Raw genomic sequence first — 26,820 nt, 5'->3', positions numbered from 1 at the left:
CCTACGATGGTGATATGTCCGCCATCCCCACCCAGGACGCCGTTCAGGCCGCGCTCGCGACCGTCGACGACCCCGAGATCCGTCGCCCCATCACCGAGCTCGGCATGGTCGACGACGTGCAGATCAGCGACGCCGGGCAGGTGCGGGTCACCGTGCTGCTCACCATCGCCGGCTGCCCGCTCAAGGCGACCCTGACCGAACGGGTCACCACCGCCGTCTCGGGCGTCGAGGGCGTCACCGGCGTCGACGTACAGCTCGGGGTCATGAGCGACGACCAGCGCGCCTCCCTCAAGGAGCAGCTGCGCGGCGGCCAGGCCGAGCGCGAGGTGCCCTTCGCCAAGCCCGGGTCGCTGACCCGGGTCTACGCCGTCGCCTCCGGCAAGGGCGGCGTCGGCAAGTCGTCGGTCACGGTCAACCTCGCGGCCGCCCTGGCCCAGGAGGGCCTCAAGGTCGGCGTGGTCGACGCCGACATCTACGGCTTCTCGGTGCCCCGCATGCTCGGCGTCGAGCACCGCCCGACGCAGGTCGACGACATGATCCTGCCGCCGATCAGCCACGAGGTGAAGGTCATCTCGATCGGCATGTTCGTGCCCGGCAACCAGCCGGTCGTCTGGCGCGGCCCGATGCTGCACCGCGCGCTGCAGCAGTTCCTCGCCGACGTCTTCTGGGGCGACCTGGACGTGCTGCTGCTCGACCTGCCGCCCGGCACGGGTGACATCGCGATCTCCGTCGCCCAGCTCATCCCGGGCGCCGAGATCCTGGTCGTCACCACCCCGCAGCAGGCTGCCGCCGAGGTGGCGGAGCGGGCCGGCGCGATCGCGCTGCAGACCAAGCAGCGGATCGTCGGCGTCGTGGAGAACATGTCGTGGCTGGAGCTGCCCGACGGCTCCCGTCAGGAGCTGTTCGGCAGCGGCGGCGGCCGCACCGTCGCCGAGTCGCTCACCCGCAGCGTCGGCGCGCAGGTGCCGCTGCTCGGCCAGGTGCCGCTCGACACCCGCCTGCGCGAGGGCGGCGACAACGGCACCCCGGTCGTGCTCACCGACCCCGACAGCGCCGCCGGCACGGCCCTGCGCGGCATCGCCCGCTCGCTGAGCTCCCGCTCCCGCGGCCTCGCCGGCCGCTCCCTCGGCCTCACGCCCGCCGGGCGCTGAGCCCCTGGGCAGCGGCCTCGCCCCCGGGGTGCCGCGTCAGCGGCTTTACTCTGGGGCAGGTAGTGCGCCAGGAGACCCCGCCGGCTGGCGCACGAGCCGCCCCAGAGTAAAGGCGCGCTGGCGGGGACCGCGGAACAGCGAGTCGGCAACGACCGGTTCGCCGCGCGGGCCCCAGGGCGCTCCGGGAGACCAACGGCTCCCTAGGTCGCGTCGATGTCCCAGGGGGTGGCGCGGTCGGGGTCGAACCGGGTCAGGTAGTCCGGCTGCGCGGGGGTCTCGGGCACGTGGTCGGGGGTGCGGTCCGGCATCGTCTGCGCCGCTGCGGGGTCCTCGGGCCGGGGCTCGTCGAACAGCGCCTGACGCACGATGGCGCGGGGGTCGTACTGCCGCGGGTCGTACTGCCGCCAGTTGATGTCCTCGAACTCCGGACCCATCTGGTCCTTCAGCTGCGAGCGCGCTCCGTCGGCCATCTCGCGGGCCTTGGTGATGCCCTCGCGCAGCTTCTGGACGTACTCGGGCAACTTGTCGGGCCCGATGACCAGCATGGCGAGGACGAGCACGATCAGGAACTCGGTCGTGTTGATCCCGAACAGCTCCACCTGCTCAGCCCCTCCTCGCGCGTCTGGTCGTGGTCACTGGGTGCCTGCTCAGCTCGCGCCCGCGGTGAGCACCATCTCGACCGTGCGTTCGCTGCCCCCGGACCGTACCAACAGCCGCACCCGGTCCCCGACGGCCTTGGACCGGATCGTGACGATGAGCATGTCGGCGCTGGTGACCTTGCGCCCGTCGATGCTCAGCACGACGTCCCCGTCCTTGAGCCCGGCCTTGTCGGCGGGCCCGCCGGGGGTGACGGCCGGGGTCGACCCGGAGCCGGTGATCCGCGCCCCCTCGCCGGTGTAGCTCTGGTCGAGCAGCGCCCCGATCGCGGGGTGCTCGGCCTTGCCCGACTTGATGAGCTGGTCGGCGGTGCGCTTGGCGGTGTCGGCGGGGATGGCGAAGCCGAGGCCGATGTTGCCGCCGCTGCCCGAGCTGGAGCCGGGCACCCGCGCGATGGCGGTGTTGATCCCGACGACCTGACCGCGCTCGTCGACCAGCGGGCCGCCGGAGTTGCCGGGGTTGATCGCGGCGTCGGTCTGCACCGCGTTGATGTACGACCGCTGGTCCTGGCTCTGCCCGGCCACGACCGGCCGGTTCAGCGCGGACACGATGCCGGTGGTGACGGTGCTGTCGAGCCCCAGCGGCGCGCCGACCGCGATCACCGGGTTGCCGACCTTGACCCGGTCGGAGCTGCCGAACAGCAGCGTCGGCAGGCCGGTCTTGTCGACCTTGACGACGGCCAGGTCGTAGGAGGCGTCGCGCCCGACCAGGGTCGCGGGCACCTGCTCCCCGTCGGCGAAGACCACGGTGATCTTGCCGTTCTCGCCGGCCGCCGTCGCGACGTGGTTGTTGGTGAGGATGTAGCCGTCCTGACGGATCACGAAGCCCGACCCGGTGCCGGAGCGTTCACTGCCGCCGACGCCGCCGGAGCTCGCGCTCTCCCCCACCCGCAGCGTCACGACGCCGGGCAGCACCGACTGCGCCACCTGGGACACGTCAGGGTCGGTGACCTGGCCGGACTGCGCGGCGCTCTCCTGCTGCCGGTCGCTCAGCGCGGCGCCCGCGAGGCCGCCCGCGCCGCCGGCGAGCAGCGCGAGGGCGACGGCTCCCGCGACCAGGCCGCCCCGGCCCCGACGCGGCGGTGCAGCGGGTGGCGCGGCCGCCGAGACGGGGGTCGCGGCGGTGGCCGGGACTCCCGAGGAGGCCGGTGCCGCAGCTGCGCCGGTGGCACCGGGCGGGACCGGGCCAGGCGCGGCGGACGTACGCCCGTCGCCGGGACCGCCTGGTCCGCCCGGTCGGCGAGCGCCGGGCAGCGGCGCGGCTCCCTGGCTGGGCCGGGTCGACCAGCGGGGCGCCTGGGGTGCGGACCCGTCCGGCTGCTGGGCGGGCGCCGGGGCGCGGCCGATGGCACCGGTGCTGTCGAGGTCGATCGGCTGCGTGGTCGGCGGCGGCGTGCTTGACGGGGGCGGGGTGGGGTCGGCCGACCCGGCGGGGGTGTCCGGCGCAGTGCCGTCAGGGCGCCGGCCGGAGGCAGGCGTGCTGCCGGATCGGTCGTCGGTCATGACTGGGATTGTGCCGCAGGGGGCGGGGCGTCACGGAACCCGGATGACGGCACCGGTCTGCAGGCGCACGGTGGCGCCACCGGTGGCCGCCCGGGCGTCCTCCTCGGCGCGGTTCGCGGCGACCGGTCCGACGCCGCTGCCGGTCGTGGGCAGCCCGCGCAGCTGGACCGAGGTGATCGGGGTCGCGGGGGCCCGGCCCGGCTGGGCGGTGCGCGCCGGGACGGTGGCCACGACGGCTGCGGCTCCGGCGCAGCCGACCACGGCGACCAGCGCCGCGGCCAGGGAGTGGCGGGCCGACTGGTACTGCGCGGGCGCCCCGGTGGAGACGATGCTCGGGCAGGGCCGGCCGGTGGGGCGCGCCGGCGGCGGGGGCGGGGCCGGCAGCTCCTGGGCCAGGCCGAGCAGGCCGCTCACGAGGTCCTGGTGCCGCCCCGGGGCGGGGAACGCCTGCAGGCTCGCGATGAGCCGGCGCTCCTGGTCGACGGCGGCCCGGCACATGCCGCACACGAGCAGGTGCTGGTCGGCGCGGTGCGCCTGGTCGCCCGGCAGGGCGTCGGTGACGTAGTCGTGCACGAGGTCACCCAGATGGCGACCCTCGGAAGGGTCGCGTCGCAGCATCCGGGGCGCCGAGGTCATCAGGTGCCGGCCACCACCGGGGACAGCGGCGCGGTCGGGGTCTCGACCCGCGCGGCGGCGCGCACGGCCGGGTCGCGGTGGGCCAGCGCGTCGCGCAGCTGGGCGCGGCCGCGGTGGATGCGCGAGCGCACGGTGCCGAGCTTGATGCCGAGGGTCGCGGCGATCTCGTCGTACGACAGCCCCTCGATGTCGCAGAGCACGACGGCCGCGCGGAAGTCGGGCGGCAGGGCGTCGAGCGCGCGCTGCACGTCGTCGTCGAACTGCGCGTCGGTGAGCTGCTGCTCGGGGCCGACCTCGCGGCTGGGCAGCCGGGCGGCGGCGTCGTCGGCGAGCGCGTCGAAGCGGATGCGCTGCTTGCGGCGCATCTTGTCGAGGAAGACGTTGGTGGTGATCCGGTGCAGCCAGCCCTCGAACGTGCCGGGCCGGTAGGAGTGCAGCGAGCGGAACACCCGCACGAACACGTCGTGGGTGAGGTCCTCGGCGTCGTGCACGTTGCCGGTCAGCCGGTAGGCCAGGCGGTAGACGCGGGCGGAGTGCTCGGTGACGATCTCTTCCCAGCTGGGCGGCTCCCAGCCGGGGGCGCCTCGTCGGGCACCTCGGTGCGCGGACGGCCGCGCAGGATCGTCGAGTCGGTGCTCATGGTCGGTTCACCTTTCTGCGGCGATGCCCCGGCACCGCCGATGTCCCCATTCTCGGGCGTGAACCTGGACGTCTGCTGTGCACCGGCTGGCCACGCAGCATGCGGGGTCCGACCGCGCGCGGCTGCGGCCGGCCGGCGGCGCGCCACTACAGTCGGGACCATGAGCACCATGCGACCCACAACGTGGGCCTACGCCGAGGAGTTCCCCACCGAGCCCGAGGCCATCGAGGCGGCCCGGCGGCGGGGCGACGAGCTCGGCGCGACCCCGGTGGCCCCCGCGGTGGGTGCGGCGCTCAGCGTGCTGGCCGCGGCGACGGCCGCGCGCGCGGTCGTCGAGATCGGCAGCGGCGCCGGCTCCTCGGGTCTGTGGCTGCTGCGCGGGATGCCCCGCGACGGGGTGCTCACCACCATCGACATCGAGCCGGAGCACCAGCGCGCGGCCAAGCAGGCGTACGCCTCCGCCGGCTATCCCCCGCAGCGCACCCGCACCATCGTGGGCAGCGCGCTCGCCGTGCTGCCGCGCCTGGCCGACCGGGCGTACGACCTCGTGCTGGTCGACGGGCACAAGCCGGAGTACCCCGCCTACGTCGAGCAGGCGCTGCGGCTGCTGCGCCCCGGCGGCACGCTCGTGCTGGACAACATGCTGTGGCACGACCGGGTCGGCGACCCGGCGGTGCGCGACGAGACCACCGTGGTGCTGCGCGACCTCGGCAAGCAGCTGCGTGACGACGAGCGCCTGGTCACGACGCTGCTGCCGGTCGGCGACGGGCTGCTGACCGCCGTCCTGCGCGGCTGAGGCAGGACGGCGGCCGGCCCGGCCGCCCGGTGTCAGCGGCGCCCGCGCGGGGCGACCTGCTCGCCCATCTTCACGGTGCCGCCGCCGCGCACCCGGGCGCCGGTGCCGATCATCGTGATCGACTCGCTGGGCACCGGGCGCTTGCGCGGCCGCCCGCCGACCACCGCGCCCTTGCCGATGGTCACGTCCTCGTCGACGATCGACCAGCTCACCTGCGCCTTGGCGCGCACGACGGTGTCGCTGAAGATCACCGAGTCGGTGACCGTGGCGCCCTTCTCGACCCGCACGCCCGGGCCGAGCACGCTGCGCTTGACGGTGCCGGCGACGACCGCGCCGGGGCTGACGAAGGAGTCCTCGACCACCGAGCCCTTGTCGAACCGGGCCGGCTCGCGCTGCGGCTGCTGGGTGAGGATCGGCCAGTCCGCGTCGAACGCGTCGACCTTGCCCTCGATCATGTCGCGGTGCGCCTGGAGGTACGTCTCCGGCCGGCCGACGTCCATCCAGTAGCCCTCGAGCGCGTGCACCACGGTCTTGCCGCGGTCGACGAACCAGGGCAGCAGGTGCTCGCCGAAGTCGCCGAGACCGCTGTCGCCCTCCTCGGCCTCGTCGGCCAGCTGGTCGGCGAGCTCCTCGAGCCCCTGCACCAGCAGCTCGCGGTCGTAGACGAACACCTCGGTGGCGATGGTGCCGGTCGTGGGGTTCTCCGGCTTGTACTCGAACAGGGTGACCGTGCCGTCGGCGGCGGACTCGACGGTGGCGTGGCTGGCCGCCTCCTCGATCGAGGTCGTGGTGGTCACCACCGTGCACTCCGCGCCCGCCTCCTCGTGGGTGCGGATGGCGTCGGTGTAGTCCATCTCGTAGACGTGGTCGGCGCTCATCACGAGCACGACGTCGGCGTCGGACTCGGCCAGGGCCTCACGGATGCGGTAGAGCTGGTCGGCGTTGCCGGTGGCGAAGCCCTCGTCGAGGTCGTCCCCGTCACCGCTGGTCTGGCGGGGGAAGACCAGGCGCAGGCCGCCGCGGGTCTTGTCGAGGTCCCACGGTCGCCCGTTGGCGACGACGTCGTGCAGGGTGTCGGCCTGGTACTGCAGGCACAGCCACACCCAGTCGATCCCGCTGTGGTGCAGGTTCGACAGCGGGAAGTCGATGAGCTGGTAGGAGCCGGCGAACGGCAGGGCGGGCTTGGCGCGCTCCTCGGTGAGCACTCCCATGCGCGAACCCTGACCGCCGGCCTGGACAACGGCGAGGTGTCGTGATCGAGCCATGGCGTCATGAAACCCGATGCCCGCGGGTCTGTCAGGGGAAGGTACGCCCGTCCGCCCGTGCGGGTGCGGCGCCTCCCCCGCCCGCTGGGGCCGGACGTACGACGGCCCCGACCCGGCGTGCGGATCGGGGCCGTCGACGACGGGGCTGGCTCAGCCGATGCAGCCCTTGATGGCGTCTTCGAGCGCCTTCGCCTCTTCGGCGTTCATCTCGACGACCAACCGGCCACCGCCCTCCAGGGGCATGCGCAGCAGGATGCTGCGGCCCTCCTTGGTCACCTCGAGCGGGCCGTCACCGGTCCTGGGCTTCATCGCCGCCATGGGTCTCCCTTTCTGTCGCGCGACTCATCCGAGCGCCGAAGTCACGCGGTCGTCCTGCCTCGGTCAGCCGTCACGAGCGCTCTGCTGCTGCAGGCATTATCCCCTGCCCGAGCGCCCTGGGGGAAATCTCACAGGAGCCCGCTGCGGCAAACTGTGCTCATGCACGCCCGGGCCGCCGTCTTCGATCTGTACGGCGATCACCTCGCCCGCCGGGGTGGATGGGCGCCGATCGCCTCCGTGGTGCGGCTGCTCGGCGCCGTCGACGTGCGGCCCGAGGCGGTGCGCACCGCCGTCTCCCGGCTCAGCCGCGAGGGGTGGCTCGAGGCGCACGAGCACGACGGCACCCGCGGTTACGCGATGACCCCGCGGGCCGAGCGGCGCCTGTCGGCCGCGTGGGAGCGCATCTATCGCAGCAGCGCACCCGGCTGGGACGGCCGCTGGCACCTGGTCGTGCTGGCCGAGCGGATCGCCGACCGCAGCCACCGGGCGCGGGTCGCCGACTCGTTGACCTACCTCGGCTACGCCCGGATGTCGGCCGACACCTGGATCGCGCCGCGCCCCTCCCCCGAGCTCGACAGCGCCGTCGGCGAGGTGCCGGTGCACGCGTTCTCGGCCGAGCTCGACGGCGACGGACGCGCGCTCGCGGCCGAGCTGTGGGACCTCGCCGAGCTGACGAGGGCGTACGACGGGTTCGTGCGGTGGGCGGGCACGCTCGTGCCCGACGTCGACGGGCTCGACGAGCGCACGGCGTACGCCCGGCGCACCGAGCTCGTGCACGAGTGGCGCAAGTTCCTCTTCCGCGACCCGGGGCTGCCCGACGCGGTGCTTCCCGCAGACTGGGCCGGCGACCGTGCGGCTGCCTGCTTCGACCGACTGAGCAGCGCGCTGCTCCCCCGGGCGTCGGCGTACGTCGACGCCTGCCTCGACCAGCAAGGAGTGTCATGAGCGAGTCCACGCAGGGCCCCGTCGTGCTCGAGCTCGAGGGCGGGGTGGCCACCGTGCGGCTGAACCGCCCGGAGGCGATGAACAGCCTCGACAACGCGACCAAGGACGCGCTGCTCGCGACCCTGCGGTCGGTGGCGCAGGACCCGGAGGCGCGGGTGGTGGTGCTGACCGGCACCGGCCGGGCGTTCTGCGTCGGGCAGGACCTGAAGGAGCACGTGGCCGGGCTGCGCGACGGTTCCGGCGAGCTGGGCGTCACCGTGCGCGAGCACTACAACCCGATCGTCACGCTGCTCGCGACGATGGACAAGCCGGTGGTCGCGGCGCTCAACGGGGTGGCCGCGGGCGCGGGCGCGTCGCTGGCGTTCGCCGCGGACTTCCGGCTGCTGGCCGACACCGCGAGCTTCAACCTGGCCTTCACCGGCATCGCGCTGTCCTGCGACACCGGGTCGTCGTGGACGCTGCCGCGGCTGGTCGGCGTGGCCAAGGCCAAGGAGCTGCTGCTGCTCGGCGGCACGATCCGCGCCGACGAGGCCGACCGGCTCGGCCTCGCGACCCGGGTGGTCCCGGCCGAGGAGCTGCCGGCGGCGACCGCCGAGCTCGCGGGACGGCTCGCGGCGGGCCCGACGATCGCGTACGGCTCGGTGCGGCGCGCCGTCGGCTTCGCCGCCAGCCACGACCTGGCGGAGTCGCTGGAGAACGAGGGCGAGCTGATGGCCCGCACCGGCGCGACCCAGGACCACCGCGACGCCGTGGAGGCCTTCCTCGCCAAGGAGAAGCCGACCTTCCACGGGCGCTGACCCGTCTCGGCGGTCCACCGCCCGACCGTGCGCCCAGCCGCACCCCTCAGCGGTCCACCGCGCAACCGTGCGCCTCGGTACGCGCACCGGGCGGTGACCCAGCGCGCGCCTCGGCGACGATGCCGGCAGGGGCGCAGCGCAGCAAGCCCCTGCCGGAGGAGGAGCCGAGGCCAAGGAAACTAGATCGGGTTATCTGCTGGGGGATGATGCGCAGCAGCTCCCAGATCCACCACACCTGCCAGGCGAGGCCGAGGCCGACCAGCACCACCGTGCGCAGGCCGGTGAACCGGAACTCGCGGGCGCGGGGGTCGGTGCGCGCCCAGCCGCCGCCGATCGCGACGACGGCGAGCGGGAACAGGAACAGCAGGTAGCGGTAGGTGCTGGTCCACGGGTCGAGCACGGCACCGAGGTAGAGCAGGTATCCGAGCGACCAGGTGCGCAGCACCGGCCCGAGGCCGGCGGCCCACGGGCCCGCGAAGGCGAGCACGACCAGCCCGACGAGCACGACGACCAGGAGCGGACCGGTGGTGTCGCCGAGGGCGTACCCGGCGTTCTTGAACCACGGCGTGAACGGGTGGATCTCGCCCTCGGCCCGCCAGGTGGCCATCGTGTCGGTGTAGGCCGAGCGGATGCCGGTGCGCCAGCCGGCGTACGTCGCCCACATCAGGCCGCTGACGCCGCACGCGACGAGCGCGCCGAGCATCGCGGCGTACTCACCCCGGCCGATCGGGCGGTCGTGGCGGTCGCGCCAGCGCCAGATCACCGCGACGAGCGCGACGAGACCGAGCGGGACGGCGATCGGGCGGGCGAGCCCGGTGAGCAGCGCGAGGGCGATCGCGACGCCCCACTTCTCGCGCGAGACCGCGAGCAGGAAGCCGGTGAGCAGCAGCATCGCGAGCGACTCGGTGTACGCCAGCTGCAGCGTGGGCGACGGCGGCGAGGCGGCGTAGACGAGCACCGCGCACAGCGCGACGAACGGGCCGACGCGGTCGCGCAGCAGCACCGCCATGACCGCGGCCGCGGCGGTGCCGAGCACCAGCGCCAGGCTCGAGGCGACCAGGCCGAACGACCCGCCGGTGACGGTCATCAGCGCGCGCACCAGCATCGGGAACAGCGGGTAGAACGCCCACTGGTTCTGCTGCAGCTCGCCCTGCTCGTCGCGCGGCAGCACGTCGGGGTAGCCCTCCTCGACGATCCGGCGGTACCAGTCGCCGTCCCAGACGCGCGTCATGTCCAGATAACCGGGCTGTACGCCGTCCTCGGGCCCGCGCGGGATGCCACCGGGGTCCTGGTGGCCGGCGACGAGGGAGATCACCACGAACGAGAAGAACCGGCACGCGAGGTAGCCGGCGACGACCAGGGGCAGGAAGCGCTGCTCCAGGAGCCGGCGCCACGGGGAGCCCGCGCGGCCCCGCTCGCTGGCCGGTGCGGCCGATGCGTCTGGTTCGGTCATCGTGGTCGTCATCCTGCTCCCCGGCCGGTGCTGCCTGTGCTGCTGCGGCGTCGCGGCCCTCCCGGCCGCTCACGCATCCCTCGAGATGATCGTCCACCACCCCGCAGGCCTGCATCGCCGCATACATCGTCGTCGGTCCGACGTGCGCGAAGCCGGACTTCTTCAGCGCCGTGGCGAGCGCCACCGACTCGGGCGTGCTCGCCGGGACGTCCGCGGGCGTGCGGGGCCGGCGGTGGTCCGTCGGCCGGTGCGACCAGAACAGCTCGTCGAGGCCGCCCTGGTCGCGCAGCCGCAGCACGGCGCGCGCGTTGGTGATCGCGGCCTGCACCTTGCGGGCGTTGCGCACGATGCCCGCGTCGGCCATCAGCCGGGTGACGTCGTCGTCACCGAACCGGGCGACGACCTCGGGGTCGAACCCGGCGAACGCCGCGCGGAAGGCCGGACGCTTGCGCAGGATGGTGATCCACGCCAGACCGGACTGGAACGCCTCGAGGGTGAGCCGCTCGTACAGCGGGGTCTCGCCGCGGACCTCGCGGCCCCACTCGTGGTCGTGGTAGTCGAGGTAGTCGGGGGCGCTGCCGGCCCACGCGCAGCGCAGGCGGCCGTCGGGCCCCGCGACGAGCCCGTCGGGGGTCGGTGCCTCAGGGGTCATCGGGGCGGGTCCTGCGCGCCGCGCACGAGCCCGTCGACGAGCAGCCGGACGAACAGCCGGGTGAGCGGGGTCGCGACGGCGCCGAGCCGCTTGCCGACGGCGTCGGGGCGCGGCCAGATCTCCTCGGTGAAGACCAGCCGGCTGCGGCCGGGGCCGAGCGCGCTGACCTCGATCTCGGCCCAGCCGCCGAGCACCGCACCCTGCTTCTCGAGGCGGACGGAGCCGGGCCGGTCACCCTCGGGGGCACCATGTCGCGCAGCGCCATCGGGTCGCGGAAGCGCAGCGGCCCGAGGCCGGTGATGCCGACGACCTGGGAGCCGTCGGAGACGACCTCGGTCAGCGGGACGATGTCACCGTGGCGCGGCCAGTCGGTGACGACCTGCCACAGCCGCTGGACGTCGGCCTCGACCTCGCGGACGACTCGGACGGGCGCCACGGGCTCAGGTGTCTTCGGAGTAGGCGTCGGCGTCGCGCTCTGCGTAGTCGCGCTCGGCGTAGGTGTCGACGTCGCCGCGCAGCCGCGCGATCTCGCGGTCCTTGTCGCGCAGCTCGTCACGCAGCCGGTCCAGCGTCGCGTCGACCTGGCTCATCCGGTAGCCGCGCAGCGTCTGGTCGAAGCGGAGCCGCTGCAGGTCATCGTCGGTGACCTGGCCCTCGGGCAGCGGGTCGAACGGACTGGTGCTCGGGGCGTCGTCCATCCCGGTCACGGGGATGCGTCCGATGGCGATGGCCACCGCGAGGCCGACGACCACCACGAGCAGCGCGAGCAGGAGGGCGATCACGCCCCGACGATAAGCCACCCGCCCGCGCGACGCGCCGCCACGGTCGTACGTCGGCGGCGAGCCGGGCTCGTAAGGGTCGGCGCGGCTCGGCGACGATGCCGGCAGACGCGCAGCGCAGCAAACGTCTGCCGGAGGAGGAGCTGAGCCAGAAAGACTCAGTCAGGTTCGCGGCCGGTGCCCTGGACGGGCTGGTCACCGACGACGGCGCGGACGGCCTCGGCCGGGTCGTCGAGCACCTGCAGCATGTCGAGGTCGCGCTCGCCGATCATGCCCTCGGCGAGCAGCGTGCCGCGCACCCAGTCGAGCATCGGCGCCCAGAAGTCGCTGCCGAGCAGCACCAGCGGGAACTGGGTGACCTTGCGGGTCTGCACCAGGGTGACGGCCTCGAACAGCTCGTCGAGAGTGCCGAATCCGCCTGGCAGCACGACGAATCCCTCGGCGTACTTCACGAACATCGTCTTGCGCGCGAAGAAGTATCGGAAGTTGATGCCGAGGTTGACGTAGGGGTTCAGCCCGGTCTCGAAGGGCAGCTCGATGCCGAGCCCGACGCTGACTCCCCGGCCTCGCTGGCGCCCTTGTTGGCGGCCTCCATGGTGCCGGGGCCGCCGCCGGTGATGACGGCGTAGCCGGCCTCGACGAGCAGCCGGCCGACCTCGGTGGCGAGCTCGTAGTGGGCGCTGCCCGGCTTGGTGCGGGCCGAGCCGAACACGCTGATCGCGGGGCCCAGCTCGGCGAGCGCGCCGAAGCCCTCGACGAACTCGCTCTGGATGCGCAGCACCCGCCACGGGTCGGTGTGCACCCACTCGGCCGAGTCGGAGCGGTCGAGCAGCCGCTGGTCGGTCGTCGTCTGGGGGACGTTGCGGCCGCGCAGCATCGTCGCGCCCTTGAAGTAGTCCTCGCCCCCGGTGGGTCGGGTCTGGTCGGTCACGCTCCGGCTCCTTCCAGCCAGCGCCGCAGCGCGGCCTCGGCATCGGTGATCTGCTGCTCGGGGCAGCGCTCGTCGTCGGTGTGGGCGAGGTTGGGGTCGCCCGGGCCGAAGTTGACCGCGGGCACCTCGAGGGCGCTGAACCGGGCGACGTCGGTCCAGCCCTGCTTGGCGGTGACCGGCAGCCCGAGCGCCGCGACGAAGGCCTGCGCGGCGGGCCGGTCGAGCCCGGGCAGCGCCCCGTCGGCGCTGTCGCCGAGGGTGACGTCGAAGCCGCTGAAGACGCCGCGCACGTGGGCCAGCGCCTCCTCGGCGTTCTTGGTCGGCGCGAAGCGGTAGTTCACCGACACCCGGCACACGTCGGGGATCACGTTGCCCGCGATCCCGCCGCTGATGCCGACGGCGTTGAGCGCCTCGTGGTAGTCCAGCCCGTCGACGGTGACGGTCTCGGGCTCGTACGCCGACAGCCGGGTCAGGATCTCGCCCGCGTCGTGGATCGCGTTGTGCCCGTTCCACGGCCGGGCCGAGTGCGCGGCGATGCCCTTGGTGGTGACGTCGACCCGCAGGGTGCCCTTGCAGCCGCCCTCGACCCCGCCGTCGGTCGGCTCGAGCAGCACCGCGAAGTCGGCCGCGAGCCAGTCGGGGTGGGTGCGCGCCAGGCGTCCGAGGCCGTTGGACTCGTCCTCGATCTCCTCGCAGTCGTAGAAGACGTAGGTCACGTCGCGGTTGGGCTCGGCGAGCGTCGCCGCGAGGGCCAGCTGCACGGCGACCCCGCCCTTCATGTCGGTGGTGCCGCGGCCGTAGAGCAGCCCGTCCACCCGGCGCACGGGCAGGTTGGGCGGGTCGGTGAGCGGCACCGTGTCGAGGTGGCCGGCGAGCAGCACCCGCTCGTCGCGGCCGAGGTCGGTGCGCGCCACGACCGCGTTGCCGTCGCGCAGCACCTCCAGGTGCGGCACGGCGCGCAGCGCGGTCTCGACGGCGTCGGCGAGCGCCTGCTCGTCGCGGCTGACCGAGGGGATGTCGCACACCGCCGCGGTCAGCGTGACCACGTCGGCGCTCAGGTCGAGGTGCGGGGTCGGCATGCGGCCATCCTCGCGCACGGCGGTGGCTCACCTCGCGAACCACCCCGGGGCGTCGCCGGCGCGCGCCCTACCCTGGGCGCCATGACGGATCAGCGCACCGCCTGGGGCCACGGCCTCACCACCGAGACCGACGCCGGCCAGCTCCTCGACACCTGGTTCCCGACGCCCGCCCTCGGGGAGGTGCCCGACGGCGCGGCCGCGCCGGCCGAGCTGGAGAAGCTGGCCCAGGCCTACCCCGCCCGGGGAGTGCGTACGTCCGTCGTCACCACGGTCATCGACCTCGACGCCGCGCCGGCCGACGTGCCCGACGCCTACCTGCGGCTGCACCTGCTGTCGCACCGCCTGGTCGAGCCCAACACGATCAACCTCGACGGGCTGTTCGGCGTGCTGAGCAACGTGGTCTGGACCAACGTCGGCCCGTGCGCGGTCGAGGGGTTCGAGCAGACCCGGCTGCGGCTGCGCGCCGAGGACCGGTGCAGGTCTTCGGCGTCGACAAGTTCCCGCGGATGACCGACTACGTCGTGCCGAGCGGGGTGCGCATCGCCGACGCCGACCGGGTGCGCCTCGGGGCCCACCTGGCCGCCGGCACCACGGTGATGCACGAGGGCTTCTGCAACTTCAACGCCGGCACCCTCGGCACCTCGATGGTCGAGGGGCGCATCGTGCAGGGGGTCGTCGTGGGCGACGGCTCCGACATCGGCGGCGGCGCCTCGATCATGGGCACGCTGTCCGGGGGCGGCACCGAGCGGGTGTCGATCGGCCGGCGCTGCCTCGTCGGCGCGCAGGCGGGCGTCGGCATCGCGCTCGGCGACGACTGCGTGGTCGAGGCCGGGCTCTACGTCACGGCCGGCACCAAGGTCACGCTGGAGGACGGCTCGGTCGTCAAGGCCAAGGAGCTGTCCGGCCGCGACGGGGTGCTGTTCATCCGCAACTCCACCACCGGCGTCGTCGAGGCCCGCACCCGCAAGGGGCACGGCATCGCGCTCAACGATGCCCTGCACGCCAACGACTGACGCGGAGCACCTGCGTTGCCCCGCCGTCGTCGTGCCGAGGAGCACGACGAACCCCTGTTCGCCGACGACGAGAATGCTTGGCACGACGACGGATTCACGTTCGAGGAGCACCAGCCGCGCGGCCGGGGTGTGCGGCTCGTCGGCTGCCTGCTGCCGCTCGTGCTCGTGGCCGCGCTCGGCTTCGGCGGGTGGCAGGCCTATCAGTACCTCAGCAACTACTTCGGCAACGAGAGCTGCCTCCTGCGCTCGGGTGAGAGCGAGGAGAAGCTGACGCCCGAGCAGACCGCCAACGCGGCGACGATCGTGACGGTCGGCACGACCCTGCGGGACCTGCCGCGCTACGCCGCGAACGTCGCGGTGACGACGGCGATCCAGGAGTCGAAGCTGCGCAACCTCGCCTACGGCGACCGCGACTCGGTCGGACTCTTCCAGCAGCGCCCGAGCCAGGGGTGGGGCACGCTGGAGCAGGTCGCCGACCCGGTGTACGCCAGCGGCGAGTTCTACCGCCACCTCGTGCAGGTCGACGGCTGGCAGACCCGCCCGCTGACCCAGGTGGCCCAGGAGGTCCAGCGCAGCGGCTTCCCCGACGCCTACGCCGACCACGAGACCGAGGGGCGCGTCATGACCGACGCCCTCTCCGGGGCCGCGCCGGGCGCGGTCGGGTGCCGGCTGGACCCGCCGACCGAGAGCAGCAGCGCGGCGCAGGTCGTCACCAAGCTGCGCGAGCAGACGGGCGTGCGCGCCCAGGCGGACGGCGCGACGGTGAGCGCGGACGGCGGCGACGTCACCACCGCGCGCACGCTCGGCACCTGGGCCGTCGCGCACGCCCAGGCCGAGGGCATCACCCGGGTGACCGTCGGCGACCGCGAGTGGGTGCGCCAGCGCGGGCGCGCCGGGTGGTCCTGGCAGCCGGCGCGCGACCCGGTCGGCGCGACGGACGTACGCATCCGGCTGGGCTGATCCCCGCCGCTCACCCTGCGGAACGGCGGGCTCGCAAACCCCCGTCGTGACCTACGTCACAGTAACCTCCGGTGGATCGGCAGTTCCCCCGACCCGCATGGAGCACGTCATGCTGCACCGTCAGACCCCCACCCGTTCCCGCCTGCGCGCCCTGACCCTCGGTGCGGGCGCCTCCCTGGCCGCCGTCGGCATCGGCATCGCCTCGGCCAGCCCGGCCCAGGCCGCCCCGCTCCCCGAGGGTGGCCTCGCCGAGTCGCTGGCCAACTACGCCGCCGCTCCCGGCTACGTCCGCGGCGCCAACGACTGGACCTGCAAGCCCAGCGCCGACAAGCCCAACCCGGTGATCCTGGTCCCGGGCACGTTCACCAACATGGGCTCCAGCTTCGTGAAGATCGCGCCGCGCCTGAAGAACGCCGGCTACTGCGTCTACGCCCTGAACTACGGCATGACCGCGGCGTCGTTCGGCCGCGTCGGCGGCCTCGGCCACATCAAGGACTCGGCCAACCAGCTCGCCTCGTTCGTGCAGCGGGTGCGCACCTCGACCGGCTCGGCCAAGGTCGACATCGTCGGCCACTCCCAGGGCGGCTCCGTGCCGATGTGGTGGATGAAGAAGATGGGCGGCGCCTCGCAGGTCGACCACTACGTCGGCTGGGCGCCCAGCTCGCACGGCACCGACCTCAACGGCATCGTCACCCTCGGCAACACGTTCAACGCGATGGGCTTCGTGACCGGGCTGTCGGAGTTCGGCCAGTTCCCCGGCGCGATCGACCAGACCTACTCCAGCGACTACACGCGCGAGCTGTGGGCCGACGGCAACCGGGTGCCGACCGGCCCCAGCTACACGGTCGTGATGACCAAGTACGACAAGGTCGTCACGCCGTACCAGACCCAGGCGCTGGAGGGTGACGACGTCAACAACGTGCTGCTGCAGGAGCGCTGCCCGGGCGACTTCACCGGCCACGCGCTGATCTACCTGGACGACCCGACGCTGCAGCTGACGATGAACGCCCTGGCCGACGGCCCCAAGTCGTTCCGTCCGGCCTGCCGCGGCTACGCGCCGATCCCGTTCGCGTAGGCCCCGGCACTCAGCCCTCCGGCCACGACGGCGGACAGATACGACGACGGCGGACCACGTCATACGTGGTCCGCCGTCGTACGTTGTGTGCCGCCGTCGACGATGCCGGGCGGCGCGGGGTCAGCGCTGGTTCATGCCGACGTACGCGCGCTCGGTCTCACCGATGTAGACCTGGCGCGGGCGCCCGATCTTGGTGGCCGGGTCGTTCATCATCTCGCGCCACTGGGCGATCCAGCCCGGGAGGCGGCCGATGGCGAACAGCACCGTGAACATGTCGGTGGGGAAGCCCATGGCCTTGTAGATCAGGCCGGTGTAGAAGTCGACGTTCGGGTAGAGCTTGCGCTCGACGAAGTAGTCGTCCTTGAGCGCGATCTCCTCGAGCCGCATCGCGATGTCGAGCTGCGGGTCGTTGACGCCCATCTTCTGGAGCACCTCGTGAGCGGTCTCCTTCACGATGGCGGCGCGCGGGTCGTAGTTCTTGTAGACCCGGTGGCCGAAGCCCATCAGCTTGACGCCGGCCTCCTTGTTCTTCACCCGCTTCATGAAGGTGTCGACGTCGTCGTCGCTGCCGTCGATCTCGTCGAGCATCGCGAGCACCGCCGAGTTGGCGCCGCCGTGCAGCGGGCCGGACAGCGCGTGGATGCCGGCGCTGATCGAGGCGAACAGGTTGGCGTGGCCCGAGCCGACCAGGCGCACCGTCGAGGTGGAGCAGTTCTGCTCGTGGTCGGCGTGCAGGATGAACAGCTGGTCGAGCGCCTTGGAGACGACCGGGTCGACGTCGTACTCCTCCGCGGGGACCCCGAAGGTCATCCGCAGGAAGTTGCTCACCAGGTCGAGGCGGTTGTCGGGGTAGAGCGTCGGCTGACCCTGGCTCTTCTTGTGGGCGTAGGCCGCGATGGTCGGCAGCTTGGCCATGAGGCGCACCGACGACTGGTCGATCTGCTCCTCGTCGGTGATCGACAGGGCGTCGGGGTAGAAGGTGCCGAGCGCCGAGACCGCCGCCGACAGCACCGACATGGGGTGCGCGTCGCGCGGGAACGCCGCGAGCAGGTCCTTCAGGTCCTCCTGCAGCATCGTGTGGCGGCTCACCCGGGCGGTGAACTCCTCGAGCTGCTGCTGGGTGGGGAGCTCGCCGTAGATCAGCAGGTAGGAGACCTCCAGGAAGGTGGACTCCTTGGCGAGCTGGTCGATGGGATAGCCGCGGTAGCGCAGGATGCCGGCGTCGCCGTCGATGTAGGTGATCGCCGACTGGCACGACGCGGTGTTGACGAAGCCAACGTCCAGCGTGGTGTTGCCGGTCTCCTTCAGCAACGCGGAGATGTCGTAGCCGGAGTTGCCCTCGGTCGCGGGCTGGAGGGCCAGCTCCAGCTCTCGGTCGCCCGCCTTCAGCGTGGCGGCGCCTTCGGTAGTCATGTGCAGTCCGTTCCTCTCCAGCCCGGCTGGCGCCGGGAAGTCAGCGAGGCCGACGTTACCCCAGGGTCAACCGCCTGCAGCGAGGGCCCCGGTCGGCCCAGAACGGTCGGTTTTGACCGAGCGTCAAGCCGAGCGCAACCGCTGCGCCGCGGCCTCGATCCGCTCGTCGGTGGCGGTGAGCGCGATGCGCACGTGCTGGGCTCCGGTCGGCCCGTAGAAGTCGCCCGGCGCGACGAGGATCCCCTGCTCGGCGAGGGCGTCGACCGTGGCCCGGGCGGGCTCGCCGCGGGTCGCCCACAGGTAGAGCCCGGCCTCGCTGTGGTCGATTCGCCAGCCGCTCTCGCGCAGGGCGGCGAGCAGGACCGAGCGGAGACGGGCGTACGTCGTCTTCTGGGCAGCCACGTGCTGGTCGTCGCCGACCGCGGTCTCAAGGACCCGCTGCACCGGCCACGGCACGATCATCCCGGCGTGCTTGCGCACCTCGAGCAGCTGGCCGACCAGGGCGGGGTCGCCGGCGAGGAACGCCGCGCGGTAGCCGGCCAGGTTGGACTGCTTGGACAGGGAGTAGACCGCGAGCAGGCCGCGGTGGTCGCCGCCGGTGACGCGGTCGTCCAGGACGCTCGGGGTCGTCGGCCCGTCGGCGTCGTCGCGCCAGTCGAGCTCGGCGTAGCACTCGTCGCTCGCGACGACGACGCCGCGCTCGCGCGCCCAGTCGACGACCTTCTTGAGGTGCTCGACGCCGAGCACCTGGCCGGTGGGGTTGCTGGGCGTGTTGAGCCACAGCAGCTTCGGCGCCGCGCCCGGGCCGAGCCCGACGAGGCTGGTCATCGGGCGCGGCTCGGCGCGCGCGATGCGGGCGCCGACGTCGTACGTCGGGTAGGCCACCGCGGGGAAGGCCACCTGGTCGCCCGGGCCGAGCCCGAGCAGCGTGGGCAGCCACGCGACAAGCTCCTTGGAGCCCACCGTGGGCAGCACCCCGTCGGGGTCGACGCCGTTCGCGCCGCGGCGCCGCGCGAACCAGCCGCTGACCGCCTCGCGCAGCGCGGGGGTGCCCCACGTCTGGGGGTAGCCGGGGGCGTCGGCGGCGGCGCGCAGCGCGTCCTGCAGCAGCGGCGGCGTCGGGTCGACGGGCGTGCCGACCGACAGGTCGACGATGCCGTCGGGGTGCGCCTGGGCGCGGGCCTTCGCCGCGGCCAGGCTGTCCCACGGGAAGTCGGGGAGCTGGAGCGTCACGCGATCACGAACGCCGGGTCAGCCGGTGGTGGCGGCCCGACGGACTCACTCGTCGTGCTCCTGCGGAGGCAGCGCCTCGATGATCGGGTGGTCCTTGTCGATCATGCCGAGCTTGGCCGCACCGCCGGGGCTGCCGAGGTCGTCGAAGAACTCGACGTTGGCCTTGTAGTAGTCGGCCCACTCCTCGGGGGTGTCGTCCTCGTAGTAGATCGCCTCGACGGGGCAGACCGGCTCGCAGGCGCCGCAGTCGACGCACTCGTCAGGGTGGATGTACAGCGACCGCTTGCCTTCGTAGATGCAGTCGACCGGGCATTCCTCGATGCAGGCCTTGTCCTTGAGGTCGACGCACGGCTGAGCGATGACATAGGTCACGGAAGGATCCTCCTGGCAAACGGTGCGCACCGGTCCGAGCCGGGTGCTGTGCACGAGCAGTACCTAGTATGCCGAGGTGACCCCGGACCCGCGCAGTGAGCCTTGCCTCACTCCCGCCGAGTCCCGCGTCAGCGTGGGCGACCGCGTCGTCCTGCGGTTCCGCGATGCGGACGGATCGCTCACCGATGCACTTGGCGACCTGGTCGGGCTGGACGAGTCGACGGCGGTCGTACGCACTCGGCGGGGTGACGTGCGCGTCCCGCGGGCGGCCGTGGTCGCCGCCAAGCGGGTGCCGCCTCCGCCGAGCCGGCGCGGCCGGCCGCACCGGGCGATCTCGGCGACCGACCTGCAGGAGCTGATGGTCGGCGGGATGCCGCCGCTGGAGTCGCAGTGGCTCGGCCGGTGGCTGCTGCGGGCCGCCGACGGTTACACCGGGCGGGGCAACAGCGCGCTGCCGCTCGGCGACCCCGGGCTGGACGTCGAGGCGGCTCTGGATCAGGTCGAGCAGTGGTACGCCGACCGCGAACAGCCAGCACTGGTGCAGGTTTTCGGGCCGGTCGGCTTCGAGGTTGCGGAGGATCCGCTGGGCGCCGCGGTGCTCGCGCGCGGGTGGCAGACCATGCCGCGGACGCTCGTGATGACGGCCGCGACCGACGACGTCGCGCTGGCGCTGGCGCAGGTGCCGGACGACCCGACGGCGCGGGTGGCCGAGGCGGTCGACGCGCGGTGGATCAGCGGCGCCACACCGCGCGAGCAGCAGCACGAGACGACGCTGACCGCGATGCTCGGCCAGGTGCGCGACGGTCGCCACGTCACGCTCGGTGCCGCTGAGGTGCCCGACGCCGTCGGACGGCTGGCGGTCTCGCCCGGGTGGGCGGGCGTCTTCGCGGTGCACGTGCAGGAGCGTCTGCGGCGGCAGGGTCTGGCGCGGCGCGTGCTGGCGGCGCTGGTGCGCGAGGCGCAGCGCGCCGACGCGGGCTCGCTGTACCTGCAGGTCACGGCCGACAACGAGCCCGGCGTCGCGCTGTACCGGTCGCTCGGGTTCACCGTGCACCACGACTACGTCTACGCCCACCCCGCGCCCCAAGCCGGTCGAGCAGCGCCCCAAGCCGGTCGAGTAGCGGCGAGGCGCTAGCCGAGCCGCGTATCGAGACCCGGCAGCTGCCATATCCCCCGACATCGGCCCTCGTGACACGCGTACGCCACCGGCAGCTGTCATATCCCCCGACATCGGCCTTCGTGACACGCGTACGTCACCGGCAGCTGTCATATCCCCCGACATCGGCCTTCGTGACACGCGTACGCCACCGGCAGCTGTCATTTCCCCCGATATCGGCCCCAGGCGTACGCCTGCGCGGCCTAGCGTGGACCGCATGCGGTGGGACCGGGGGTTCGCGGCGTGGGCGGCAGGCGTCGCCGCCTTTCAGGCTGCTCTGGCGGGCGGGGCGCCGTGGGGCTCGGCCGCGTGGGGTGGCCGGCACTCCGGGGTGCTGCCTCCGACGCTTCGAGCAACCAGCGCCGCAGCGGCGCCCGCCGCGCTGGCTGTCGCTGCTGCCGCGACTGGGCGGCTCGGCGGCCAGACCGTCCGGCGCCGGACGCTTGCGGGCGCAGCGGCCTACTGCGCCATAGGGATTCCCGCCAACGCCCTGTCCCGCTCCCCTGCGGAGCGTGCGGTCGGCGTGCCGCTGTCGGTGACCGGACTGGTGCTGGCGACACAGGCGTACCGGCAGGTCCGCGGCGGCCACGCCTGACTCTCGGGGCGCGACCCCCAAGACCGGACGAACGGTTCAACCGGATCCGGCAAGAAGGATCGGCCTACGCCCGCCCCTGTGCGAGCGCGTCCGAACGCTTCGCGCAGTCCCCCCAGCTCGACCAGCAGACGAACCCCGTTCTGCCCCAGGCAGATCCGCCGACGGCAGCGCGCTCTTCACCCGGCCGCGGGACTCGCCGACGCTGGGCGCATGACCGACACGACGACGTACGCACCGCTGGAGAAGCGGATCCAGGACGAGCTGTTCTTCCACCGCATCCTGCTGCTCGACGGCGAGCTCGACGACCATGGCGGCACCCAGCTGATCAGCCAGCTGTGGGTGCTCGCCAAGAGCGACCCGCGCAAGGGTGTCCAGCTCTGGATCAACTCCCCCGGCGGCTCCGTGCCGGCGATGCTGGCGATCGCCGACGCCATGGACGCCGTGCCGTGCACGGTGTCGACGCTCGCCCTCGGGATGGCGGCGAGCGCCGGCCAGTTCCTACTGACCGCAGGCGATCCCGGGCACCGGTACGCCCTCCCGCACTCGCGCGTGCTGCTGCACCAGGGGTCGGCCGGATTCGGCGGTTCGGCCGCCGACATCGAGCTGCAGGCCGAGGACCTGCGCGAGCTTATCGACCAGGTCATGCGGATCACCGCCGCGCGCACCGGGCAGCCGTTCGAGAAGGTCTTCGACGACGCCAAACGAGACCGGTGGTTCAGCGCGGAGGCGGCGAAGGCGTACGGCTTCCTCGACCACGTCGTCTCCGACTTCGACCAGGTGGGGGCGGCGGCGTGAGCTCCTACCTCATTCCCAACGTGGTCTCCCGCGACAGCCGCGGCGAGCGCGTCGTCGACCTGTTCACGCACCTGCTGCGCGAGCGGATCGTGTACGTCGGCACACCGATCGACGAGGGCGTCGCCAACGCGATCATCGGGCAGCTGCTGCACCTGGAGGCCGACGAGCCGGACCGGCCGATCAACCTCTACGTCAACTCCCCCGGCGGCGAGATGAACGCGGCGCTGGCGATCTACGACACCATGCAGTTCCTGCGCGCGCCGGTCGGCACGACGTGCGTGGGCGAGGCGTGCGGGGCCGCGGTGGCGCTGCTCGCCGGCGGCGCGCCCGGCCAGCGGGCGATCCTGCGGCACTCACGCGTCATGCTGCAACAGCCCAAGGGCGGCAGCCGCGGCGCGATCCAGGACCTCATCGTGGAGGCGGACGAGATCCTGCGGCTGCGGCGCCAGCTCGAGGAGGTGCTGGCGCTGCACACCGGCCGGGCGCCCGAGCAGGTGCGCCTGGACTCCGACCGCGATGCCGTGCTGGACGCGGAGGCGGCGAAGGCGTACGGGCTGGTGGACTACGTCATGCAGCCGAGGGCGACGGCAGCGAACCTCGTCGCTCAAGCCACGAGCGCGAGCACCTGACCCGGGGCCTCCACGCGTTGCGCAGGCGCCACCTCGGTGCGGGCGGCGAGGTCCCGAACGACCTCGACGGTGCCGGCCGCCAGGCGGATCAGGTCGACCGCACTGAGCAGCAGCGCCCCCGCCACCGCCTCGACCATCTCCGAGGACGGCTCCTTGCGGCCCCGCTCGACCTCCGAGAGATACTGCGGCGAGATGCCTGCTGCCGCGGCGACGTCGACCAGCCGCAGCCCGCGACACAGCCGCTCCTCGCGGATGGTCTCGCCCAGGATCTCGCGCCACAACCGGGTCATGCCTCGACGGTACGTCGCGCGCGCCCGTCCGGGCTCGCGATTCTGCTGTGGGCAGATCGGCAGCGGCGGGCCTCAGAGGCGGCGTACGTCCAGCGGCGTCTCGACCGCCAGGCCGTCCTCGCCGCGGCGGACCTCGTAGGCGCCCTTGCCGTCGCTCTCGCTGACCGCTTCCACCAGCTCGGTGCCGCGATAGAGCAGACCGACGCCGTCGTCGGTGGCGTAGCCCGCCGGCAGCTCACCGGAGGCGATCGCGGCCTGGAACTTCGGGCGGCGCTGCTCCTCGGAGTCGTAGTGCACGCCGTTGGAGAACGGCAGCAGCGCCAGGCCGTCGGACACCACGCGCAGGTCCGGCCCGAAGGAGTCGGTGGTGCCGCCGACGTGCCAGCAGATCGACCCGGCCGAGACGCCGGTCAGGACGACTCCGGCCTCCCACGCCGCGCGCATCGCCTGGTCGACACCGTGCAGGCGCCACAGCGCGAGCAGCCCGGCGACGCTGCCGCCGCCGACCCACACCACGTCCTGGGCGAGCAGGTGCTCGGTGATGTCGGCGACGTTCGGCATCGAGAGCACCGCCACGTGGCTCGGCGCGAAGCCGGCCGCGACCGCCGCCTCGTAGAAGAAGGAGACGTACGCCGAGTCGTCGCCACCGGCGGTGCCGAGGAAGCACACCTTCGGCGCGCGTCCGCTGATGCCCGCGAGGTCGACCGCCAGATCGGTGAGCTCGCTGAACTCCCAACGGGTTCGGTCGCCGGGACGGATGCCCCCGGACGTGGCCAGGATGGTCGGCTGCTCGGTGGTCACGGCGTGACGGTATCGAGCCTCGGCCGGCGGCGCCTCCGGATAACGGCGGGGTCTCGATACGCCGCGCTCGTCCCTCGCGCAGCTACTCGACCACCCCGGGGTGAGGGGTCTCGATACGCCGCGCTCGTCCCTCGCGCAGCTACTCGACCACCGTGGGGTGCGGGGTCTCGATACGCCGCGCTCGTCCCTCGCGCAGCTACTCGACCACCGTGGGGCGGCTACTCGACCACCGTGGCCTCGGGGTCCAGGAGCTGGGCGAGGTGGACGCCGCGGCGGTCGAGCAGGTCGGCCGCCTGCGTGCGGCAGGAGAAGCCGTCGGCGAGCAGCACCGCGTCGGGCTCGTCGCGCAGCGCGGGCAGCAGCTGGTGCTCGGCGACCTTGACCGACACGTCGTGGTGGCCCAGCTCGACGCCGAAGTTGCCGGCGAGCCCGCAGCACCCGCCCAACCGCCGTACGTCCGCGCCGGCTCGGCGCAGCAGCTCGGCGTCGGCGGACCACGACATCACGGCGTGGTGGTGGCAGTGCGGCTGCGCGACGACGCGCAACCCGTCGAGCTGCGGCGGCTCCCAGCCGGGGTGTCGCGCAGCAGCTCGGCGAGCGTGCGCACCTGCACCGCAACGGTTTCCGCGGTCTCGCCCGGCGTCAGCTCGAGGCTGTCGGAGCGCAGCACGGCGGTGCACGACGGCTCCAGGCCCACGAGCTTCAGCCCGAGCCGGGCGGCGCCGAGCAGGTCGTCGAGGTGGCTGCCGAGGATCTTGCGCGCGGCGTCGAGCTGCCCGGTGGAGATCCAGGTCAGGCCGCAGCAGCCGGACCGCTCGGTGATCAGCGGCTCGTAACCAGCCTGCCACAGCACCCGCACGGCGGCCTTCGCCAGGTCGGGAGAGAAGTGGTCGGAGAAGGTGTCGACGATCAGCAGCACCGGCTCCCGACCGTCGATGGGATCGGCCGAGTTCGCAAAGACACCAACGCCGTTCGCCGTCGCCCACGACCGGAAGGTCTCCGTCGCGAGCGGCGGGATGCTGCGCCGAGGGTCCACCCCGGCCAGCTTCTTGGCCTGGGCGAACCGCTCCCCCACCCCGAACATCGCGTTGACGACCCTGGGCATCCGGCTGCCCAGCCGGACCCAGCGCGGCAGCTGCCCGAGCACGTAGTGCGCGCGCGGCCGCACCCGCTTCTTGTACGTCTGGTGCAGCACCTCGGACTTGTAGCTCGCCATGTCGATGCCGGTCGGGCAGTCCGACAGGCACCCCTTGCAGGACAGGCACAGGTCGAGCGCGTCGTGCACCTCGGGAGCCGAGAACCCTTTGACGACAGTGCCGTTCACCATCTCCTGCAGCACGCGGGCCCGGCCGCGGGTGGAGTCCTTCTCCTCCCCCGTGGCCAGATAGCTCGGGCACATCACGCCGCCCGAACCGGTGCTGTCGGCGCGGCAGCGCCCGACGCCCGTGCACCGGTGCACCGCCTGGCTGAAGTCACCCCCGTCGTGCACGTACGCCAGCACCAGCTTCTCGCGCACCGGCCGCGCCTGCGGGACGCGCAGGTCGGCGGTGGGTGTGGCGGGCTCGACCAGCACGCCCGGGTTGAGCAGGTTGTCGGGGTCGAAGTGCCGCTTGATCTCGGCGAACAGCCCGAGTGCGTCGGCGGAGTACATCCGGTCGAGCAGCCCGCTGCGCGCGCGGCCGTCGCCGTGCTCCCCCGACAGCGACCCGCCGTAGGAGGCGACCAGCTCGGCGGAGTCGTTGAGGAAGTCGCCGAATCCCTCTGTGCCGCCTGGCTTCTCGAGGGGAAGTCGATGCGGATGTGCAGGCAGCCGTCGCCGAAGTGACCGTAGGGCAGCCCCGTCAGGTCGTGCTGCAGGAGCAGCTCGTCGAAGTCGCGCAGGTAGTCGCCGAGCCGCTCGGGCGGCACCGCGGCGTCCTCCCACCCGGCGTGCGCCGGCCGGTCGCGCGGGCTGCGGCCGGACAGACCGGCGCCGTCCTCGCGCACCCGCCAGATCATCGCGGCCTCGGCGGGGTCGGTGACGACCTTGGCCTCCACGGCGCCCGACGCCGCGCACAGCGCCTCGGCGCGCGCGACGACCTCGGCCCGGTCGTCTCCGGCGAGCTCGACGAGCAGCCAGCCGTCGCCGAGCGGCAGGTCGGGCACGGCCTGCGGGCCACGGCGCGCGGTGAGGATCTCGACGATGCGCCGGTCGATGCCCTCGACCGCGACCGGGCCGAACTCCAGCTGGGCGACGGCGGCGGCCCCGGCCGTCGAGATGTCCGGATAGCCGAGCACGGCCAGGATCCGGTGCTCCGGCTCGGTGACCAGGGCGACCTCGGCCTCGGTGACGATGCCGAGCGTCCCCTCGCTGCCGGCCATCAGCCGGGTCACGTCGAACCCCTGCTCGGGCAGCAGCCGCTGCGCGGCGTAGCCGGAGACCTGCCGGTTGAACCGGCCGAGCTCGGTGCGGATGGTGCTCAGGTGCCGGCCGACGATCTCGTCCAGGCCGCTCAGCAGCGGCGACCCGGCCAGCACCTGCGCCCGCTCGTCGCCGTGCCGCACGCGCAGCACCTCGCCGCCGGCGGTGACCAGCTCGAGGCCGAGCAGGTTGTCGGAGGTCTTGCCGTAGCCGAGCGCCCGGTTGCCGCAGGCGTCGTTGCCGATCATCCCGCCGATCGTGCAGCGCGAGTGCGAGGACGGGTCGGGGCCGTAGCGCAGCCCGTTCGCGAGCGCCTGCTTCTGCAGGGTCGCGTGCACCGTGCCGGGCTGCACGACCGCGCGCGCCGCCTCGCGGTCGACCGACAGCACGTTCCCGAGGTGCCGGCTGAAGTCGAAGACCACGCCGGTCCCGACCGCGTTGCCGGCGATGGAGGTCCCCCGCCGCGCGCGGTGACGGGCACGCCCA

27 protein-coding genes and 4 pseudogenes are annotated in these 26,820 nt (G+C 73.2%); 11 read left to right on the top strand and 20 right to left on the bottom strand.

Annotated elements, in window-relative coordinates; translation table 11 throughout:
- The first annotated feature begins 14 nt into the window (after positions 1-14).
- Positions 15-1,151: an Mrp/NBP35 family ATP-binding protein gene (locus QUE40_RS03755; protein ID WP_289232363.1), complete on the top strand. Its 1,137-nt coding sequence runs from the start codon at positions 15-17 to the stop codon at positions 1,149-1,151.
- A 200-nt stretch (positions 1,152-1,351) separates the two neighbouring features.
- Here the strand turns inward: QUE40_RS03755 and QUE40_RS03750 are convergent, their stop codons facing one another.
- From QUE40_RS03750 to sigE, 4 genes are read right to left on the bottom strand one after another with little or no spacing between them, the layout of a single operon-like run.
- On the bottom strand, positions 1,352-1,750 hold the full coding sequence (locus QUE40_RS03750) for a twin-arginine translocase TatA/TatE family subunit (protein ID WP_142004476.1): 399 nt from the start codon (positions 1,748-1,750) through the stop codon (positions 1,352-1,354).
- A gap of 48 nt (positions 1,751-1,798) precedes the next feature.
- Positions 1,799-3,310 (bottom strand): S1C family serine protease, encoded by a 1,512-nt coding sequence (locus QUE40_RS03745; RefSeq protein ID WP_289232362.1) that lies wholly within the window; start codon positions 3,308-3,310, stop codon positions 1,799-1,801.
- Positions 3,311-3,340: 30 nt separating this feature from the next.
- Complete coding sequence (locus tag QUE40_RS03740; RefSeq protein ID WP_142004474.1) at positions 3,341-3,946, bottom strand: anti-sigma factor; 606 nt, start codon at positions 3,944-3,946, stop codon at positions 3,341-3,343.
- Complete coding sequence (gene sigE, locus QUE40_RS03735) at positions 3,946-4,494, bottom strand: RNA polymerase sigma factor SigE (protein ID WP_289233002.1); 549 nt, start codon at positions 4,492-4,494, stop codon at positions 3,946-3,948. Before sigE ends, QUE40_RS03740 begins: the two co-directional genes overlap by 1 nt.
- 252 nt (positions 4,495-4,746) lie before the next feature.
- Here sigE and QUE40_RS03730 point away from each other — a divergent pair, with 252 nt between their 5' ends.
- Positions 4,747-5,382, top strand: coding sequence for an O-methyltransferase (locus tag QUE40_RS03730; RefSeq protein WP_289232361.1), 636 nt, complete (start codon positions 4,747-4,749; stop codon positions 5,380-5,382).
- A gap of 32 nt (positions 5,383-5,414) precedes the next feature.
- Here QUE40_RS03730 and QUE40_RS03725 read toward each other — a convergent pair whose 3' ends face one another.
- On the bottom strand, positions 5,415-6,593 hold the full coding sequence (locus QUE40_RS03725; RefSeq protein WP_236022224.1) for a glucose-1-phosphate adenylyltransferase family protein: 1,179 nt from the start codon (positions 6,591-6,593) through the stop codon (positions 5,415-5,417).
- A 204-nt stretch (positions 6,594-6,797) separates the two neighbouring features.
- Positions 6,798-6,965 (bottom strand): DUF3117 domain-containing protein, encoded by a 168-nt coding sequence (locus QUE40_RS03720; protein WP_142004470.1) that lies wholly within the window; start codon positions 6,963-6,965, stop codon positions 6,798-6,800.
- Positions 6,966-7,124: 159 nt separating this feature from the next.
- On the opposite strand from QUE40_RS03720, the gene QUE40_RS03715 reads away from it, so the two are divergent.
- Entirely contained in the window at positions 7,125-7,910 is a 786-nt protein-coding gene (locus tag QUE40_RS03715) for a PaaX family transcriptional regulator (protein ID WP_142004469.1), read from the top strand.
- Positions 7,907-8,707 carry an enoyl-CoA hydratase/isomerase family protein gene (locus QUE40_RS03710; protein WP_289232360.1) on the top strand — a complete coding sequence of 267 codons (801 nt, stop codon included), beginning with the start codon at positions 7,907-7,909 and terminating at the stop codon, positions 8,705-8,707. Before QUE40_RS03715 ends, QUE40_RS03710 begins: the two co-directional genes overlap by 4 nt.
- A gap of 46 nt (positions 8,708-8,753) precedes the next feature.
- Here QUE40_RS03710 and QUE40_RS03705 read toward each other — a convergent pair whose 3' ends face one another.
- The 6 genes and pseudogenes from QUE40_RS03705 to dapE all read right to left on the bottom strand — a co-directional run bounded on the left by QUE40_RS03705 (position 8,754) and on the right by dapE (position 13,601).
- Positions 8,754-10,160 carry a hypothetical protein gene (locus QUE40_RS03705; protein ID WP_289232359.1) on the bottom strand — a complete coding sequence of 469 codons (1,407 nt, stop codon included), beginning with the start codon at positions 10,158-10,160 and terminating at the stop codon, positions 8,754-8,756.
- 130 nt (positions 10,161-10,290) lie between these two features.
- Positions 10,291-10,812 (bottom strand): annotated as a pseudogene (locus QUE40_RS03700) (DNA-3-methyladenine glycosylase I); the annotation flags it as partial.
- The gene (locus tag QUE40_RS03695; protein ID WP_289232358.1) at positions 10,809-11,006 is read right to left on the bottom strand and encodes a hypothetical protein; all 198 of its coding nucleotides are present in this window, start codon (positions 11,004-11,006) and stop codon (positions 10,809-10,811) included. The gene QUE40_RS03695 and the pseudogene QUE40_RS03700, both read right to left, overlap by 4 nt.
- A 246-nt stretch (positions 11,007-11,252) precedes the next feature.
- Positions 11,253-11,594, bottom strand: a complete 342-nt coding sequence (locus QUE40_RS03690; RefSeq protein WP_289232357.1) for a DivIVA domain-containing protein — start codon at positions 11,592-11,594, stop codon at positions 11,253-11,255.
- A gap of 155 nt (positions 11,595-11,749) precedes the next feature.
- Positions 11,750-12,468, bottom strand: a pseudogene (locus QUE40_RS03685) (LOG family protein).
- A gap of 50 nt (positions 12,469-12,518) precedes the next feature.
- Positions 12,519-13,601 (bottom strand): succinyl-diaminopimelate desuccinylase, encoded by a 1,083-nt coding sequence (gene dapE, locus QUE40_RS03680; RefSeq protein ID WP_289232356.1) that lies wholly within the window; start codon positions 13,599-13,601, stop codon positions 12,519-12,521.
- 81 nt (positions 13,602-13,682) lie between these two features.
- Here dapE and dapD point away from each other — a divergent pair.
- The 3 genes and pseudogenes from dapD (at position 13,683) to QUE40_RS03665 (ending at position 16,649) form a co-directional block, all read left to right on the top strand.
- Positions 13,683-14,614 (top strand): annotated as a pseudogene (dapD, locus tag QUE40_RS03675) (2,3,4,5-tetrahydropyridine-2,6-dicarboxylate N-succinyltransferase).
- A gap of 15 nt (positions 14,615-14,629) precedes the next feature.
- Entirely contained in the window at positions 14,630-15,574 is a 945-nt protein-coding gene (locus tag QUE40_RS03670) for a hypothetical protein (RefSeq protein ID WP_289232355.1), read from the top strand.
- A 109-nt stretch (positions 15,575-15,683) separates the two neighbouring features.
- Positions 15,684-16,649, top strand: coding sequence for an esterase/lipase family protein (locus QUE40_RS03665; RefSeq protein WP_142004462.1), 966 nt, complete (start codon positions 15,684-15,686; stop codon positions 16,647-16,649).
- A 120-nt stretch (positions 16,650-16,769) separates the two neighbouring features.
- Here the strand turns inward: QUE40_RS03665 and QUE40_RS03660 are convergent, their stop codons facing one another.
- The 3 genes from QUE40_RS03660 to fdxA all read right to left on the bottom strand — a co-directional run bounded on the left by QUE40_RS03660 (position 16,770) and on the right by fdxA (position 19,667).
- On the bottom strand, positions 16,770-18,062 hold the full coding sequence (locus QUE40_RS03660) for a citrate synthase (RefSeq protein WP_142004461.1): 1,293 nt from the start codon (positions 18,060-18,062) through the stop codon (positions 16,770-16,772).
- A 123-nt stretch (positions 18,063-18,185) separates the two neighbouring features.
- Positions 18,186-19,295: a succinyldiaminopimelate transaminase gene (gene dapC, locus QUE40_RS03655; protein ID WP_289232354.1), complete on the bottom strand. Its 1,110-nt coding sequence runs from the start codon at positions 19,293-19,295 to the stop codon at positions 18,186-18,188.
- A 45-nt stretch (positions 19,296-19,340) separates the two neighbouring features.
- The gene (gene fdxA / locus QUE40_RS03650; protein ID WP_142004459.1) at positions 19,341-19,667 is read right to left on the bottom strand and encodes a ferredoxin; all 327 of its coding nucleotides are present in this window, start codon (positions 19,665-19,667) and stop codon (positions 19,341-19,343) included.
- A gap of 76 nt (positions 19,668-19,743) precedes the next feature.
- Between fdxA and QUE40_RS18860 the strand changes: the two genes are divergently transcribed.
- The 4 genes from QUE40_RS18860 to QUE40_RS03625 all read left to right on the top strand — a co-directional run bounded on the left by QUE40_RS18860 (position 19,744) and on the right by QUE40_RS03625 (position 22,842).
- Positions 19,744-20,802: a GNAT family N-acetyltransferase gene (locus QUE40_RS18860; protein ID WP_350227064.1), complete on the top strand. Its 1,059-nt coding sequence runs from the start codon at positions 19,744-19,746 to the stop codon at positions 20,800-20,802.
- A 238-nt stretch (positions 20,803-21,040) separates the two neighbouring features.
- On the top strand, positions 21,041-21,418 hold the full coding sequence (locus QUE40_RS03635) for a hypothetical protein (RefSeq protein WP_289232353.1): 378 nt from the start codon (positions 21,041-21,043) through the stop codon (positions 21,416-21,418).
- Positions 21,419-21,628: 210 nt separating this feature from the next.
- Positions 21,629-22,213 carry a ClpP family protease gene (locus QUE40_RS03630; protein ID WP_289232352.1) on the top strand — a complete coding sequence of 195 codons (585 nt, stop codon included), beginning with the start codon at positions 21,629-21,631 and terminating at the stop codon, positions 22,211-22,213.
- Positions 22,210-22,842, top strand: a complete 633-nt coding sequence (locus QUE40_RS03625) for a ClpP family protease (protein ID WP_289232351.1) — start codon at positions 22,210-22,212, stop codon at positions 22,840-22,842. Before QUE40_RS03630 ends, QUE40_RS03625 begins: the two co-directional genes overlap by 4 nt.
- Here QUE40_RS03625 and QUE40_RS03620 read toward each other — a convergent pair.
- From QUE40_RS03620 to QUE40_RS18845, 5 genes and pseudogenes are all read right to left on the bottom strand, one after another.
- Entirely contained in the window at positions 22,818-23,132 is a 315-nt protein-coding gene (locus QUE40_RS03620) for a helix-turn-helix domain-containing protein (protein ID WP_289232350.1), read from the bottom strand. The two genes, QUE40_RS03625 and QUE40_RS03620, sit on opposite strands and share 25 nt — an antisense overlap.
- 72 nt (positions 23,133-23,204) lie before the next feature.
- Positions 23,205-23,933, bottom strand: a complete 729-nt coding sequence (locus tag QUE40_RS03615; RefSeq protein WP_289232349.1) for a Type 1 glutamine amidotransferase-like domain-containing protein — start codon at positions 23,931-23,933, stop codon at positions 23,205-23,207.
- Between the two features lie 218 nt (positions 23,934-24,151).
- Positions 24,152-24,436, bottom strand: a complete 285-nt coding sequence (locus tag QUE40_RS18855; protein ID WP_350227063.1) for a hypothetical protein — start codon at positions 24,434-24,436, stop codon at positions 24,152-24,154.
- Positions 24,436-25,449 (bottom strand): (Fe-S)-binding protein, encoded by a 1,014-nt coding sequence (locus QUE40_RS18850; RefSeq protein WP_350227127.1) that lies wholly within the window; start codon positions 25,447-25,449, stop codon positions 24,436-24,438. The genes QUE40_RS18855 and QUE40_RS18850 overlap by 1 nt, the downstream gene beginning before the upstream one ends.
- A 117-nt stretch (positions 25,450-25,566) precedes the next feature.
- A pseudogene (locus tag QUE40_RS18845) lies at positions 25,567-26,756 on the bottom strand (FAD-binding oxidoreductase); the annotation flags it as partial.
- Positions 26,757-26,820 lie beyond the last annotated feature (64 nt).

Source organism: Barrientosiimonas endolithica, from assembly GCF_030296655.1.
Lineage (GTDB): Bacteria > Actinomycetota > Actinomycetes > Actinomycetales > Dermatophilaceae > Barrientosiimonas > Barrientosiimonas humi.
The sequence above is the reverse complement of the archived record's forward strand: the minus strand, read 5'-3'. Positions and strand labels throughout refer to the sequence as shown.

What these genes read in the sequence shown, in the direction of transcription:
- QUE40_RS03635 (WP_289232353.1), top strand. Translation starts at nt 21,041, where the DNA reads ATGCGGTGGGACCGGGGGTTCGCGGCGTGGGCGGCAGGCGTCGCCGCC.
- dapE (WP_289232356.1), bottom strand. Translation starts at nt 13,601, where the DNA reads ATGCCGACCCCGCACCTCGACCTGAGCGCCGACGTGGTCACGCTGACC.
- QUE40_RS03665 (WP_142004462.1), top strand. Translation starts at nt 15,684, where the DNA reads ATGCTGCACCGTCAGACCCCCACCCGTTCCCGCCTGCGCGCCCTGACC.
- QUE40_RS18855 (WP_350227063.1), bottom strand. Translation starts at nt 24,436, where the DNA reads ATGTCGTGGTCCGCCGACGCCGAGCTGCTGCGCCGAGCCGGCGCGGAC.
- QUE40_RS03745 (WP_289232362.1), bottom strand. Translation starts at nt 3,310, where the DNA reads ATGACCGACGACCGATCCGGCAGCACGCCTGCCTCCGGCCGGCGCCCT.
- QUE40_RS03705 (WP_289232359.1), bottom strand. Translation starts at nt 10,160, where the DNA reads ATGACCGAACCAGACGCATCGGCCGCACCGGCCAGCGAGCGGGGCCGC.
- QUE40_RS03715 (WP_142004469.1), top strand. Translation starts at nt 7,125, where the DNA reads ATGCACGCCCGGGCCGCCGTCTTCGATCTGTACGGCGATCACCTCGCC.
- QUE40_RS03620 (WP_289232350.1), bottom strand. Translation starts at nt 23,132, where the DNA reads ATGACCCGGTTGTGGCGCGAGATCCTGGGCGAGACCATCCGCGAGGAG.
- QUE40_RS03740 (WP_142004474.1), bottom strand. Translation starts at nt 3,946, where the DNA reads ATGACCTCGGCGCCCCGGATGCTGCGACGCGACCCTTCCGAGGGTCGC.
- QUE40_RS03755 (WP_289232363.1), top strand. Translation starts at nt 15, where the DNA reads ATGTCCGCCATCCCCACCCAGGACGCCGTTCAGGCCGCGCTCGCGACC.
- QUE40_RS03630 (WP_289232352.1), top strand. Translation starts at nt 21,629, where the DNA reads ATGACCGACACGACGACGTACGCACCGCTGGAGAAGCGGATCCAGGAC.
- QUE40_RS03710 (WP_289232360.1), top strand. Translation starts at nt 7,907, where the DNA reads ATGAGCGAGTCCACGCAGGGCCCCGTCGTGCTCGAGCTCGAGGGCGGG.
- QUE40_RS03720 (WP_142004470.1), bottom strand. Translation starts at nt 6,965, where the DNA reads ATGGCGGCGATGAAGCCCAGGACCGGTGACGGCCCGCTCGAGGTGACC.
- QUE40_RS03660 (WP_142004461.1), bottom strand. Translation starts at nt 18,062, where the DNA reads ATGACTACCGAAGGCGCCGCCACGCTGAAGGCGGGCGACCGAGAGCTG.
- QUE40_RS03725 (WP_236022224.1), bottom strand. Translation starts at nt 6,593, where the DNA reads ATGGGAGTGCTCACCGAGGAGCGCGCCAAGCCCGCCCTGCCGTTCGCC.
- QUE40_RS03730 (WP_289232361.1), top strand. Translation starts at nt 4,747, where the DNA reads ATGAGCACCATGCGACCCACAACGTGGGCCTACGCCGAGGAGTTCCCC.